The 14,032-nt window shown below is 66.6% G+C and carries 13 protein-coding genes; 2 read left to right on the top strand and 11 right to left on the bottom strand.

The genetic code is table 11. The features are described from left to right. Positions 1 to 182: 182 nt before the first annotated feature. Genes RXV79_RS10870 through RXV79_RS10855 form a run of 4 tightly spaced genes read right to left on the bottom strand, consistent with a single transcriptional unit; the run spans position 183 to position 5,256 of the window. Positions 183 to 953 (bottom strand): class I SAM-dependent methyltransferase, encoded by a 771-nt coding sequence (locus tag RXV79_RS10870; RefSeq protein ID WP_316703449.1) that lies wholly within the window; start codon positions 951 to 953, stop codon positions 183 to 185. A gap of 42 nt (positions 954 to 995) precedes the next feature. Further along, positions 996 to 2,078 carry a patatin-like phospholipase family protein gene (locus tag RXV79_RS10865; protein WP_316703448.1) on the bottom strand — a complete coding sequence of 361 codons (1,083 nt, stop codon included), beginning with the start codon at positions 2,076 to 2,078 and terminating at the stop codon, positions 996 to 998. Positions 2,079 to 2,091: 13 nt separating this feature from the next. Next, positions 2,092 to 4,431, bottom strand: coding sequence for a Tex family protein (locus RXV79_RS10860; protein ID WP_316703447.1), 2,340 nt, complete (start codon positions 4,429 to 4,431; stop codon positions 2,092 to 2,094). A 54-nt stretch (positions 4,432 to 4,485) separates the two neighbouring features. After that, a complete protein-coding gene (locus RXV79_RS10855; RefSeq protein WP_316703446.1) occupies positions 4,486 to 5,256 on the bottom strand; it encodes a lipase secretion chaperone in 771 nt (256 codons plus the stop codon). Between the two features lie 203 nt (positions 5,257 to 5,459). Between RXV79_RS10855 and RXV79_RS10850 the strand changes: the two genes are divergently transcribed. Both RXV79_RS10850 and RXV79_RS10845 read left to right on the top strand, forming a co-directional pair. After that, positions 5,460 to 6,359 carry an alpha/beta hydrolase family protein gene (locus RXV79_RS10850; protein ID WP_316703445.1) on the top strand — a complete coding sequence of 300 codons (900 nt, stop codon included), beginning with the start codon at positions 5,460 to 5,462 and terminating at the stop codon, positions 6,357 to 6,359. Between the two features lie 218 nt (positions 6,360 to 6,577). Next, positions 6,578 to 7,477 carry an alpha/beta hydrolase family protein gene (locus tag RXV79_RS10845; protein WP_316703444.1) on the top strand — a complete coding sequence of 300 codons (900 nt, stop codon included), beginning with the start codon at positions 6,578 to 6,580 and terminating at the stop codon, positions 7,475 to 7,477. Between the two features lie 63 nt (positions 7,478 to 7,540). On the opposite strand, the gene RXV79_RS10840 is transcribed toward RXV79_RS10845, so the two are convergent. From RXV79_RS10840 to RXV79_RS10810, 7 genes are all read right to left on the bottom strand, one after another. Then, positions 7,541 to 8,788, bottom strand: a complete 1,248-nt coding sequence (locus tag RXV79_RS10840; protein WP_316703443.1) for a TIGR03862 family flavoprotein — start codon at positions 8,786 to 8,788, stop codon at positions 7,541 to 7,543. 76 nt (positions 8,789 to 8,864) lie between these two features. Then, entirely contained in the window at positions 8,865 to 9,776 is a 912-nt protein-coding gene (locus RXV79_RS10835) for an SDR family oxidoreductase (RefSeq protein ID WP_316703442.1), read from the bottom strand. Further along, on the bottom strand, positions 9,773 to 10,720 hold the full coding sequence (locus RXV79_RS10830) for a glutathione S-transferase family protein (RefSeq protein ID WP_316703441.1): 948 nt from the start codon (positions 10,718 to 10,720) through the stop codon (positions 9,773 to 9,775). The genes RXV79_RS10835 and RXV79_RS10830 overlap by 4 nt, the downstream gene beginning before the upstream one ends. Before the next feature lie 14 nt (positions 10,721 to 10,734). Continuing rightward, a complete protein-coding gene (locus RXV79_RS10825; RefSeq protein WP_316703440.1) occupies positions 10,735 to 11,178 on the bottom strand; it encodes a PaaI family thioesterase in 444 nt (147 codons plus the stop codon). Between the two features lie 11 nt (positions 11,179 to 11,189). Beyond that, entirely contained in the window at positions 11,190 to 11,981 is a 792-nt protein-coding gene (locus RXV79_RS10820; protein WP_316703439.1) for an SDR family oxidoreductase, read from the bottom strand. Then, positions 11,978 to 12,196 (bottom strand): hypothetical protein, encoded by a 219-nt coding sequence (locus RXV79_RS10815; RefSeq protein WP_316703438.1) that lies wholly within the window; start codon positions 12,194 to 12,196, stop codon positions 11,978 to 11,980. Before RXV79_RS10815 ends, RXV79_RS10820 begins: the two co-directional genes overlap by 4 nt. Positions 12,197 to 12,198: 2 nt before the next feature. Continuing rightward, positions 12,199 to 14,028, bottom strand: a complete 1,830-nt coding sequence (locus RXV79_RS10810; RefSeq protein ID WP_316703437.1) for an acyl-CoA dehydrogenase family protein — start codon at positions 14,026 to 14,028, stop codon at positions 12,199 to 12,201. Positions 14,029 to 14,032 lie beyond the last annotated feature (4 nt).

Raw genomic sequence — 14,032 nt, 5'->3', positions numbered from 1 at the left:
ACTCCAGAAAGCAAAAAGCGCGGTGATGAGCCGCGCTTTTTGATGATGACGAGAAGAGACGTGACGAAGCCGCGGCCGACTAAACCTTTACCTGCCGGGTCGTAGTTCGCGGTGTCATAACCATGATGCCCTTCTCGCTCTTGTAGATTGCCAGTGATGGACTGGGGACCCGGGATTCTAGTTCAGCCCTGCGCCCGGTACTCGGAAAAGATGCCCAGTTCCACATACCGGCTTGCCTCCAGCAGGCCCGCAGCGCTAAGCGACGCAATCACCTGCGCGGGAGGAATGCAGCCGGCGATGGTGTCCCAGTAGTAGCGCCACAGCATCGGCGTGGTCGACGACTTCGACACGAAGCGCGCCAGCAGAGGCACCACGCCGCGCATGTACGCCTTCAGCACCCAGGTGCCGAGCCGGCTCTGCGGCATGGTGATCTCAAGGATGAGCAAGCGGCCACCCGGCTTCAGCACACGGCGGAACTCGGCACAGGCCTTCGAGAAATCGCTGATGTGACGCAGCGCGTATCCCATCACCAGAAAGTCCACCGACGCATCGGGCACCGGAATCTCTTCGGCACGGCCGAGCTTGCACACGACCTCGGCCGGCAGCTTCGCCTGCGCCATCATGCCGGGGCTCGGGTCGACGCCGATCAGCTTCAAGGGCTCGCCGGTGATCTTCAGGATCTCCTGCGACACGATGCCCGTGCCCATGCCGACGTCCACCACCATCATCCCGGGCTTGAGGCCGGCGCGCTTGAGTGCGCGGCCCCGGTAGCTCGGGCCGGTGCCGAAGCCGAGGATGGCTTCGAGCTTGTTGTAGTCGACTGCCGTGTCGTCGAAAGTCTTGCGCAGGAAGCTCTCGCGCGCCTGCAGATCGTTCGACGGGTAATAGTCCGGCAGCGGCTGGTGCGGAAGTTGAACGGCCTGTGCGTTCGGGCGGCCTTGCGGCGTGGTCATGTACGGCTCCTCCTGTGGTGGACGACGGTCGTGTGTCGGTGATCAAAGTGGCAACGCGGCGATGGGCTCGCGCCGCTCGACGAGTTGCTGGAACTCGTCTCGCAGGCGTTCGCTCTCCGCCACTGCCCGCCTCCAGGCCCTCACCCGGGCGGGCACATCGTGGGTATATCGTTTGAAATCGTTGCGGTCCGGCAGCTTGCCATCGGGAAGCGTGGCAATCCATTCGGGATTAGGCGATACGACCACCACATTATCGAGGTGGGGACTCGCGCGGTGACGGTGCTTCAGCGCCTTGTCGAGCCAACCGGGAATAATCGACTTCTGGAAGTGCGGGTAGAGCACCAAGCCGTCTCGCAGCGAGGCGTAGTTGAGGTGCAGGTGGTAGTCGGTGATGCCGCCATCCCAATACGCACCGCGCGGGCCGCCGGGAATATCGTGCACCGCATCCAGCCAGAACGGGATCGAGCAGCTGGCCAAGATGCTTTGCTGAAGGTTCTGCGCGTCGAGCGCGACGATTCGGGTGCTGTAGTCGTGCGTGTGCAGCGGGAAGGTGTCGCGCGCGTCGGAAAAGATCACGCGCTCGAGCCACGCGCCCATCGCCTTGCGGCTGACGACATTGGTGGCGAAGGCACCGAGATAACCCAAAGGCGTCGTGACCCGCGACAAGCGGCGACCTTCGCGCTTGAGCACATGCCGCCCACGGCTGGTGAACACATGCAGCCGAAATTTCGGATGGTTCAGCACCTGCACTTCCTGGCCGGCAAAGTGCTCCAGCAACTTGGCGCCGAACACCTCGCTCACGTGCGTCGGCGTCGGGGCCTTGCCGGCCTTGTGCTCGTATTCCTGCGTGATGTAGTCGTCGGCCATGCGCGCGAAGGCCTGGCGCGGGTCGCGCAGGCAAGCGGTCGCCATGCGCCAGGCGCCGATCGACGCACCGATCAGGTGGACGGGATGCGCCACATCCTGCAACCACTCGCCGAAGATGAACTGGTCGAGCGGGCCCAGCACCAAACCCTTGGGGCCACCGGCCGCACCGGGGATCGCCCGCACGTCGGACGCCGCCAGCCCGTGCTCGCGCAGGTGCTTGAGCGCACGCGGGCCGGCGTGGACCTGCAGGGCTTGCATGGCGATCGAGCGATCAGCGCTTGGTCTGCAGCTTGGCGAACGCGGCGGCCATCGCCGACGGCGCCTGTGCCTGCGCTTGCGCCGGGGCACGCTTGCCGCCCATGCGCTCGCCGCGTGCCGGAGGGCGGTAGCTGTTGTCACCGCGCTCGCCCCGCGGTGCCGGTGCGGTGTCGAGCTTCATCGTGAGCGAGATGCGCTTGCGGGCCAGGTCGACCTCCAGCACCTTCACCTTGACGATGTCGCCCGTCTTCACCACTTCGCGCGCGTCGTTCACGAACTTGTTCGACAGCTGGCTCACATGCACGAGGCCGTCCTGGTGCACGCCGAGGTCGACGAAGGCACCAAACTGCGCGACGTTGCTCACCGTGCCTTCGAGCGTCATGCCGGGTTGCAGGTCCTTGATGTCTTCCACGCCATCGTTGAAGCGCGCAACCTTGAAGTCGGGACGCGGGTCGCGGCCCGGCTTTTCCAGCTCGGCCAAGATGTCCTTCACCGTGATGGCGCCGAAGGTGTCGTCGGCGAAAGCCTCAGGCTTCAGGGCGCGGATCACGTCGCTTCGGCCCATCACCTCCGTCAGCGGCTTGCTGACCTTGGCGAGGATCTTCTCGACGACCGGGTAGGTTTCGGGGTGCACACCCGACTGGTCGAGCGGGTTGTCACCGCCATTGATGCGCAGGAAGCCTGCGCTCAGCTCAAAGGTCTTGGCACCGAGCCCGCTCACGTCGAGGAGCTGCTGGCGGTTCTTGAACGCGCCGTTGGCATCGCGCCAGCGCACGATGCTGTTGGCCACCGCGGTGCTCAGGCCCGACACACGCGCCAGCAGCGGCGCCGACGCCGTGTTGAGGTCCACACCCACCGAGTTCACGCAGTCTTCGATGACGGCATCGAGGCTCTTGGCCAGCTCGCCCTGGTTCACGTCGTGCTGGTATTGGCCGACACCGATGCTCTTGGGTTCGATCTTCACCAGTTCAGCCAGTGGGTCCTGCAGACGCCGGGCAATGCTCACGGCGCCGCGCAGGCTCACGTCCAGATCGGGCAGCTCCTTGCTCGCGAACTCGCTCGCCGAGTACACCGAAGCGCCGGCCTCGCTCACCACGACCTTCTCGATGTGGGTGCCGGGTGCAAGCTGCTGGATGCGCTTGATGAGGTCGGACGCCAGCTTGTCGGTCTCGCGGCTCGCGGTGCCGTTGCCGATGGCGATGAGGTTCACGCCGTGCGTCGCGCAGAGGCGGCCGAGCGTATGGATCGAGCCCTCCCAATCCTTGCGCGGCTCGTGCGGGTAGACGGTGTTGGTGTCGAGCACTTTGCCCGTGGCATCGACCACCGCCACCTTCACGCCGGTGCGGATCCCGGGGTCGAGCCCCATCACCACGCGCGGGCCGGCGGGTGCCGCCAGCAGCAGGTCGCGCAGGTTTTCGGCGAACACCTTGATCGCCACCTTCTCGGCCTCTTCGCGCAGGCGGCTGAAGAGGTCACGCTCCAGGCTCAGGCTCAGCTTGACCTTCCAGGTCCAGGCGATGGACTTGCGGATCAGGTCGTCGGACGGCCGCTTGGCGTGGCTCCAGCCGAGGTGGCGAGCAATGCGCCCTTCGGCCAGCGTGGGCTGACCGGGCACCACCTCTTCGTCGACCACCAGCTTGGCATCGAGGATCTCCTGCGTGCGCCCGCGGAACACGGCCAACGCCCGGTGCGACGGCACACGGCCGATCGGCTCGTCGTAATCGAAGTAGTCGCGGAACTTGGCCACGTCGGCGTTGTTCTCGTCCTTGCCGTCCATCAGCTTGGACTTGAGCAGGCCCTCTTCCCAGAGCCACTCGCGCAGCTTGCCCACGAGCGTGGCGTCTTCCGACCAGCGCTCGCTCAGCAGGTCTCGCACGCCGTCGAGCACGGCGAAGGCGTCGGCAAATCCGGCCTCGGCGTTGACGAAACCGGCCGCTTCTACCGCCGGGTCGAGCGTGGGGTCGGCGAAGAGCTTGTCTGCCAGCGGCTCGAGCCCCGCTTCGCGGGCGATCATGCCCTTGGTGCGCCGGCGCGGCTTGTAGGGCAGGTAGAGGTCTTCCAGTTCCTGCTTGGTGGGCACCGCTTCAATGGCCGCGCGCAACTCGGGGGTCAGCCTGCCCTGCTCGTCGATGCTCTTGAGCACCGCGGCGCGGCGCTCTTCGAGCTCGCGCAGGTAGCCCAGGCGGCCTTCCAGCTCGCGCAACTGCGTGTCGTCGAGGCCGTCAGTGGCCTCCTTGCGGTAGCGGGCAATGAAGGGAACGGTGGCGCCACCATCGAGCAACTCCACCGCCGCGTTCACTTGGGCCGGGCGAACCTTCAGTTCGCCAGCCAACTGCAGAAGAATCTTGTTCAAGTACAGCAGTCCGCAGAGGGACGAAAAACGGAAGCGGCGAAGTGTGCCACACGGTCATTTCGCCTCGGACGCTGCCCCTTCCGACGGTTCGGGAACGATGCCGCGTTGCTCCGGTGGCAGCGTGGCGCGCAGCGCGTCGATCTGCTCCTTCTTCTGCGCCGGAGTCAGGTTGGGGTTCTGGTCAATCACGGCCGCCATCATCACGGCGCGAGCGTTGCGCAGGTCTTGCCCGAAGAGTGCACTGGCGGTGTTGTCGTCGAAGTGGCGGCGCTGGATCAGCGCGACCTTCGCAAAGTAGTCATCGACGCTTGCAGCCGTCTCTGGAATGGCCAGTTGCGCGCCCTCGGTGCGCAGGTCCGCCTGATAGCTGCGGTAGCCCTGCAGCAGCTTGAGTGCTTTCTCGGCCTCCTCCTTCGGCAAACCCTGCCGCAGGGTGTATTCCAGCTTCGCGGTCTCCTCGGGGGTGGGTGGGTCCGACATCTGGACCATCAGCGTGTCGAGCGTGGCCCGCGTGTCGGCATCGACGTTGAGCCCGCCGCCGAATCCCAACTGGAAAAGACGGGAAACGTCCATGCGGGTACCAAGGACATCGACTTCCACGAGGGCCGGGTTGCCGCCCGAATCGCGGGCTCCGGCCGAGGTGCTGTCAAAGCCGCTTGCTTTTGTGTTGGAAGTGTTTGCGTGGATCCCTTCGGGGGCGGCGGGCGGTTCGTTCGCCCCCCCGAACCACAGCACGGCCGCGGCAGAGCCCACGAGAGCGATGCCCAGCACGGCAAGGACGGAACGCCTCTTCCACCAAGGCGCAATGTTCAGATGCACAGCCATTCAAAAAATCTTTCTACCCAATCAGTATTGAGTTGCTACGACCCACAAACAGTCCCGAAAGCCTCACATAAGTCGGTAAATCAGGGATCAGGGAAATCGATGAAACGTTTTAAACGCACTGTCGTTCAACATGCGCGAGCCGAATTAGAACAGCCGTACACAAATAGTTCGTCCTCGGCGCCAGTTCAACCCCAGGAGACACCATGCAACTTGCATTGACCCCCACCTTGCGCCATGTCGCGCGTTTCGCCAAGGCCTCCGTGCTGGCGGCCACCCTCGCCCTGACCGGCGTGGCCCACGCCCAGTACCAGAAGGGCCCGGACCCCACGGTCTCGGCGCTCGAGCGCACCGGCCCCTTCACCGTGCGCACGCAGAGCGTCTCTCGCACCGCAGCGAGCGGCTTCGGCGGCGGCACCATTCACTACCCCACTGCCACCGGCACCTATGGTGCGATCGCCGTCTCGCCCGGCTTCACGGCCTATGAGTCGTCGATCAGCTGGATCGGCACCCGCCTGGCCTCGCACGGCTTCGTGGTCATCACCATCGACACCATCACCACCTCCGACCAGCCCGACAGCCGTGGCCGCCAGCTGAAGGCCGCGCTCGACTACGTCGTCGCGCAAAGCCGCCGCAGCACCAGCGGTGTCTACAACAAGGTCGACTCCAGCCGCCTCGGCGTGGCCGGTCACTCGATGGGTGGCGGCGGCACGCTGGCTGCGGCCCGCGACAACCCGTCGTACAAGGCTGCCGTGCCGCTCGCACCGTGGCACACCACCAAGAGCTGGCGCACCGTGCGCGTGCCGACGCTGATCATTGGCGCCGAGAACGACGCCATCGCCGGGGTGGCCTCGCACTCGATCCCGTTCTACACGAGCCTGCCGTCGACCACGTCGAAGGCGTACGCAGAGCTGAACGGTGAAGGCCACTTCTTCCCGCAGCTGTCGTCGAACTACCCGATCGTCGGCCGCTACATGATCTCGTGGTTCAAGCGCTTCATGGACAACGACACGCGCTACAGCCCGTTCCTGTGTGGCAGCCAGCACCAGGGCGACCTGGGTGTCTTCGGCCCGTTCTCCGACTACCGCGAGAACTGCCCGTACTGATCCGGGTTGGTGACCTTGGCGCGACCACCATCGCGCCATCGGAAACCCACAGGGCGCCAGCCTCGGCTGTGCGCCCTGTTCTTTTTTCGGCGCAGATCAACTCAGCAACGCCGTACAACGCAAATAGAGCACGCTAGTGCACTATCCACGCGTCGACATTGAACGGGCGTCCTAAAACCGTTTCTAGATCGGCGCCTAAGCCAAAACCAGGAGACACCATGCAATTTGCTTCGAACCCCGCCGTGCGACACCTCGCGCGATTCACGAAGGCCTCGGTCCTTGCGGCCGCAGTGCTCTTCGCCGGCGTTGCCAACGCGCAGTACCAGAAGGGCCCGGACCCCACGGTGGCCGGCCTCGAGCGTGACGGCACCTTCGCCATCCGCACGACCACCGTTTCCCGCCTGAGCGCCAGCGGCTTCGGCGGCGGCACCATCTACTACCCGACCGCCACCGGCAGCTACGGCGTCGTCGCCGTGTCGCCCGGCTTCACCGCCTACCAGTCGTCGATCAGCTGGATCGGCAGCCGCCTTGCCTCGCACGGCTTCGTCGTCATCACGATCGACACCAACACCACCTCCGACCAGCCCGACAGCCGCGCACGCCAGCTGAAGGCCGCGCTCGACAAGGTGGTGAGCCTCGCCAGCAGCCGCACCAACGTGCTCTACGGCAAGGTCGACTCGTCGCGCCTCGCCGTCGCGGGCCACTCGATGGGCGGCGGTGGCAGCTTGGCCGCTGCGCGCGACTACCCGTCGTTGAAGGCGTCGGTGCCGCTGGCTCCGTGGCACACCACGAAGAGCTTCTCGACGGTGCGCGTGCCCACGCTGATCGTCGGTGCCGATGGCGACACCGTCGCGAGCGTGACCTCGCACTCGATCCCGTTCTACACGAGCATCCCGTCGAGCACGCCCAAGGGCTACCTCGAGCTCAACAACGAAGACCACTTCTTCCCGCAAGACAGCGGCGAGTACGGCCTGGTCGGCAAGTACATGATCTCGTGGTTCAAGCGCTTCGTCGACAGCGACACCCGCTACAGCCCGTTCCTCTGCGGCGCTCCGCACCAGACGCAGATCGCCAACACCTTGCGCGTGTCTGACTCGCGCACGAACTGCCCGTACTGATCTCAGATTCGGGCCCATGCACGCAGGCCGTCGGGAGACGCGCCGCGTGCTGCTGGTGAAGATCTAGCGAAGACCCAGCCAAGACAGGGCGCCGGCTCCCGCCGCGCGCCCGGTCGCCAGGCAGGCCGTGAGCAGGTAGCCACCGGTCGGCGCCTCCCAGTCGAGCATCTCGCCTGCGCAGAAGATGCCGGGCCGTCGGGCCAGCATCAGGCGCTCGTCCAGCGCCTCGAAGCGCACACCGCCTGCGGTGCTGATGGCTTCGTCGAGCGGCCGCGCGGCCACCAGCTTCACCGGCAGGGCCTTGATGGCCTGCGCCAGCCGGCCCACGTCTGCCAGCTCGTCCTTGGCGAGCAGCTCGTAGAGCAGGCCGGCCTTGACGCCGTGCAACCCGAGCCGGCTCTTCAGATGTGTCGACAAAGAGCGTGGCCCCCGCGGGTGAGCGAGCTCACCGCGCACCCAGTCGAGACCGCGCGCGGGCAGCAGATCGAGATGGATGATCACGTGGCCATGCGCCTGGATCTCGTCGCGCAAGCCGGCCGACGCGGCGTAGACAAGACTGCCCTCCAGGCCGGTCTGCGTGACCACGCATTCCCCGATCTGGTCGAAGGCCGCGCCCTGCCCAGGCTGGAACGACAAGTGCACCGACTTCAACGGCTGTCCGGCATATCGCTCCTGCAGATGCGCCGACCAGCCGACGTCGAAGCCGCAGTTGGACGGCTGAAGCGGCGCCAGCTCGTCGGCCGACAGGCCCAGCCAGCTCACCCAAGCGCCGTCGGAGCCGAGCCTCGCCCAGCTCGCCCCACCAAGCGCCAGCACAACCGCATCGGCTTCGACCGATTGCACGCCGCCGGGTGCATCGAACTCAAGCCTGGCGGGGTCACCCGGCACCACGCCCTTGCAGCGGTGCCGCATGTGAAACCGGACGCCGGCCGCACGCAGCCGCTGCAGCCACGCACGCAAGAGAGGCGCGGCCTTCATGTCGGTCGGGAACACACGGCCCGACGATCCCACGAAGGTGTCGACGCCCAAGCCCTGAGCCCAGGCCCGCACCTGCTCGGGCCCGAAACTATGCAACCACGGTTCGACCTGCGCCCGGCGCATGCCGTAGCGGGGGAGAAATCGCTCCAGCGGCTCGCTGTGCGTGAGGTTGAGGCCGCCCTTGCCCGCCAGAAGGAACTTGCGGCCCACCGAAGGCATGCCGTCGTAGACGTCGACCTGCGCCCCACCCTGCGCGGCGGCCTCTGCGGCCATCAGGCCGGCCGGACCTCCACCCACGATGGCAATGTGCGGAGTTCGGGTGGGAGCGTTCATGGAGGCGGCAGGCGTTCGACAACAGCCCGCATTGTCGGTGCGGCGGCACCGCCCCGTCGCCGACTCCAGGTGCTGATCAGTCGGCTGCGCGCAGCGCGGCCTTCAGCTGCTCGCCCAACTCGGGCCTGGCGGCAAACGGGTCGGTGGGGTTGCGCTGCTGCATCACGTCTTCCAGGCGCGTCTGCACGCCGCCGAGCGCGTGGGGGTGGCTGAAGATGTAGAAGCGTCCAGCCGCCACGGCATCGAACACCGCCTGCGCCATCGTGGCCGCGGTCACCTTGCCGCTGCTCACGGCCTTGTCGCTCATCGCGCGGGCGATCAGCTGGCTCTTGGTGGGCTTGGCGTCGACGTCCGTCATCTCGGCCGGGCGGTTGCGCGCGCTCTTGCTGATGCCGGTCGGGATGAAATACGGGCACAGCACCGAGGCACCGATCTGGTCGGTCACGAGGCGCAGGTCTTGATAGAGCGTCTCGCTCAGCGCCACCACCGCATGCTTGGTCACGTTGTACACGCCCATGTTCGGCGCGTTGAGCATGCCGGCCATCGAGGCGGTGTTGACGATGTGGCCTTCGTAGGCCGGGTTCTTCTTCGCGGCTTCGAGCATCATGGGCGTGAAGACACGCACGCCGTGCGCCACGCCCATCAGGTTGACGCCGACGACCCACTCCCAGTCCTTCAGCGACTGCTCCCAGATCAGGCCACCACCGCCGACCCCGGCGTTGTTGAAGACGAAGGTCGGCGCACCGAAGCGCTCGAAGGTGGCGGCGCCCAGCGCTTCCACTTCGGCCGCCTTGGCCACGTCGAGCCTGAACGGCAGCACCTTCGCGCCCAAGCCTTCGATCTCGGCGGTGGCGGCGTCGAGCGCATCCTTCTGCACGTCGGCCATGACGACGTTCATGCCAAGCTTCGCGGCGATGCGCGAGGCTTCGAGGCCGAAGCCCGAGCCGGCGCCGGTGATGACGGCGGTGCCGCCCTTGAAGTTCTTCATTTGCTTTCTCCTGATTCAGCTCTTGGCTTCTTGACCTGGTAACCGATGCGCGGGAAGTGCACGTGCAGCGTGCCGGCACGTTCATCCTTGCGCTCGATCACCACTTCGTTCTGGTTGAGGCCGACCAGCGTGCCGCTGACGAGGTCGGTTGCGTAGTCGGTGGGCGAAACCGTCACGGCTTCACCCGCGGCGAAGCCGGAGTCGGGCGCGACCTGCGTCGCGGCATGGCGGTGCGTGGCGGCGGCGAGTTCGAGTGCGGCATCGCTGCGCATCTTCTCCGGCGTGCCATGGCCGAACGCGGCCACGCGCTCGTACCACGCCAGCAGGCGCGGGAACGGCGCCAGCACGGTGGCCACCGGCGGCGCTCGGCGGATGTACCAGAGCGATTGCGCCACCGAGAAATCGGCGATGCACGGTTGCGCACCCAGCAGGAAGGCACGGCCATCGGACAACTCGGATTCGAGCCAGCCGAAGTAGCTGGCGAGCTGCGCGGCCGCATCGGCGGGCGTTGCGCGCCGCATGTTGGGCGCCATGGCGGCGCGGTCGGCGGCGAATGCCTTCAGAAAGTCGGGCGGCGCATCGCCGAAGAGATGCTGCGCGCCGGCGGGCTGCATCGTGTACGGGATCGCGGCCCAGAAGAGCGTCGAGTCCGCCCATTGCGCCAGCACGTGCTGAGCACCCGATGCCGCAACGGGATACAGCGGCGGCTGCGGCGCCATCGCATCGATCACGCGGCACATCAGCGCGGTGTCGCAGTAGATGTCGGCACCGACCTGCAGGAAGGGCGTGCGCCGATAGCCGCCGGTGAGCGCCACCACGTCGGGCTTGGGCAGCATCACCGGCACGATGACCGACTTCCAGGCCAGCCCCTTGTAGCCGAGGATGAGGCGCACCTTCTCAGAGAAGGGCGAGCCCGCGTAGTGGTGCAGCACGAGGTCGGACATGAGCGTTTTCCTTTTCAATCCGACGCGTTGTTGCGCATGATCTTGCGGCCGCCCGCGGGCAGGCCCTTCAGGTACTTGAAGGTGCCGCTCGCCTGGGCGACGAGCGCACCCTTCTCATCGAACACCTGCGCCTCGCAAAACGCCAGCGACGCGGTGCCATGCACGCGCCTGCCCTTGGCATGCAGGCGGCCGAGGCCTGGGCGCATGAAGCTCGTCTTCATCTCGATGGTGACGACGCCGATGCCGTTGCTCTGCCCTTCCCCACTGAGCCCGGTGGCGCGAGCGGCGTGCGCCATCGTCACGTCGAGCAGCGTCATCGTCACGCCGCCGTGCGCCACGCTCCACGAGTTGCACAGCTCCTCGCGAAGCGTGACGGCGATCTCGGCCTCGCCGTCCTCGAACCTGAGCAATTCGAAGCCAAGGTGCTCGACGAACGGGATGTAGGTGTGGAACTTCATCGGCCGACGTTTCAGCCGCCGTGGATGGCCGACACCCCGCCGTCGACCGCGAGGATCTGCCCCGTGATGTGCTTGCCGGCCGCCGATGCGAACAGCAGCGCGGCGCCCTTCAGGTCGTCGTCGTCGCCGATGCGCTGCAGCGGCGCGCGCGAGGCCATCGCGTCGGCGCCCACGCGCTCGATCGTGCCCTTGGTCATCTTGCTCGGGAAGAAACCCGGCGCGAGCGCGTTGACGGTGATGCCGTACTTGCCCCACTCGCCCGCCAGCGTGCGGGTGAAGTTCACCGCCGCGCCCTTGCTCGTGCCGTAGGCGATGTACTGGATGTCGGGGCCGGCGCCGGAGAGGCCGGCGATCGAAGCCACGTTGATGATGCGGCCCTGGCGGCGCGGGATCATGCTCAGCTTGCCGATCGCCTGGCTCATCAGGAAGATGCTGCGGATGTTGAGGTTCATGACCTTGTCCCACGCTTCGAGCGGGTAGTCCTCGGCCTTGGCACCCCAGGTCGCGCCGGCGTTGTTGACGAGGATGTCGACGTTGCCGAGGCGGGCCATCGCGTCGGCGGCGACGCGTTGGATCTCTTCCGGCACGCTCGCGTCGGCGGCGACCCAAATCGCGTCGATGCCACGCGCCTTCAGGTGAGCGGCCGACTCTTCCAGGTCAGCCGCCTTGCGCGAGGTAAGCAGAATGCGCGCACCGGCCTCGCCGAGCGCTTCGGCGATCTGCAAGCCGAGGCCGCGCGAGCCGCCGGTGACGAGTGCGGTCTTGCCGCTGAGGTCGAAGAGTTTCTGGACGGGGGTGCTCATGGTGCTTTCTTCTCCGGTGCGGAGGGGTTGTCGTCTTTCATGCGCGAGCGCACGTAGATGAGGGCGAAGCCGAGGGCGGCCACGCCGCCGCCGATGGCCAGCACGCTGGTGCCGAGCGCGCTTTCGGTGCGTTGTACGTAGAGCCCGAGGCCCACGCCCAGCAAGCCACCGTAGATCAGCACCCAGATCAGGGTGTCGAGCGTCGAAGTCTTCATGCTCAGAACCAGTCGTCGTTCATCGTGCGGCAGGTGTCGTCGCGTGTCTCGACGACCTTGAGCCACGCCGGGACGCGTGGCAGCTCGTAGCGGAAGAAGTAGCGCGCGGCCGCGAGCGTGCCCTGCCGAAGGTTCTCGTCGGCCTTGGACGCTTGCGCGCACAGCGCCACGTCGAGCCAGATCCAAGCGAGCACCGTGTGGCCGAAGGCCTGCAGGTAGGGCACGGCATTGGCGAGCGCCTCTTCGGGCACGCCGGTCGCCCAGGCTGCCTTGGTGGCGTTGCCCAGGTGCTTGAGCGCACCGGCCACTGCGTTCGCCGGCTCGGCCCATTCGGGCGTCTGCACCGCGCGCTCGATGGTCGCGTTGACCTTGGCGGCGAGCAGCGCGAGGCCCTTGCCGCCATCCATCACCACCTTGCGGCCCAGGAGGTCGAGGCCCTGGATGCCGTGCGTGCCCTCGTGGATCATGTTGAGGCGGTTGTCGCGCCAGTACTGCTCCACCGGGTAGTCGCGCGTGTAGCCGTAGCCACCGTGGATCTGGATCGCGAGGCTGTTCGCCTCCAGGCACCACTCGCTGGGCCAGCTCTTGGCGATGGGGGTGAGCATCTCCAGCAGCAGGCCGGCTTCGGCGCGCTTGTCGACGTCGCCCGTGTGCAGCTCGTCGACGAGGCGCGAGCAATAGAGTTCCAGCGCCAGCGCCCCTTCGCAGTACGACTTCTGCGCGAGCAGCATGCGCTTCACGTCGGCGTGCTGAATGATCGGCACCTGCGGTTGCTTCGCATCCTTGCCGCCCACGCCGATCGGGCGACCCTGCGGCCGACCCTTCGCGTATTCGAGGCTGGCCTCGTAGCCGGCATAACCCAGCATCACCGCACCGAGGCCCACGCCGATGCGCGCCTCGTTCATCATGTGGAACATGCACTTGAGGCCATCGCCCGGCTTGCCCACGAGGTATCCGATCGCACCCGCCTTGCCACGCGCCGGGTACTTGCCCTCACCGAAGTTGAGCAGCGTGTTGGGAATGCCGCGGTAGCCGAGCTTGTGGTTCAGGCCGGCGAGTGCCACGTCGTTGCGTTCGCCCGTCAGCTTGCCGTCGATGTCGACCAGCTTCTTCGGCACGACGAAAAGCGAGATGCCCTTGGTGCCGGGGATCAGGTTGCCATCCGGTCCGGGAATCTTGGCCAGCACCAAATGCACGATGTTCTCGGTGAGCTCATGCTCGCCATTGCTGATCCACATCTTGTTGCCGCGCAGGCGGTAGCGTGGGCCGAGCGGGTCGCTCTCGAAGTCATCGCCATCGGGCGTGGCGCGCGTGAGGATGTCGGAGAGCGACGAGCCGGCCTGCGGCTCGGAGAGGCACATGGTGCCGAAGAAGCGGCCGGCGAACTCGTTCTTCGCGAAGACTTCCTTCTGCGCTTCGGTGCCATGCGCCATCAGCAGGTTGGCGTTGCCGGCGGTCAGCATGCCGCCACCACCGAGGCCGATGCTGGCCTTGGAGAAGAAGGTGTTGGCCGCCATCTCCACCACGCAGGGCAACTGCATGCCGCCGATGTCGTAGTCCTGCGCGGCGGCCAGCATGCCCGACTCGACGTAGGCCTTGGCCGCATCGTGCGACGCCTGCGGCAGGATCACCTTCTCGCCATCGAAGTGCGGCTCCTGCGTGTCGGCGAGGCGGTTGAAAGGCTCGAACTTGTCGCGTGCGATGCGCTCGCAGGTGTCGAGCACGGAGGCGAAGGTGTCGCGCGAGTGGTCGGCGAAGCGCTGGCGCTGCGTCAGCTCCTCCACCGCCAGCCAGTCATAGAGAAAGAAATCGACGGTGGAGCGGTAAGTCATGTCG

The organism is Piscinibacter gummiphilus, assembly GCF_032681285.1.
GTDB classification, from domain to species: domain Bacteria; phylum Pseudomonadota; class Gammaproteobacteria; order Burkholderiales; family Burkholderiaceae_C; genus Rhizobacter; species Rhizobacter gummiphilus_A.
This window is presented reverse-complemented; position numbering and strand designations above follow the sequence as displayed.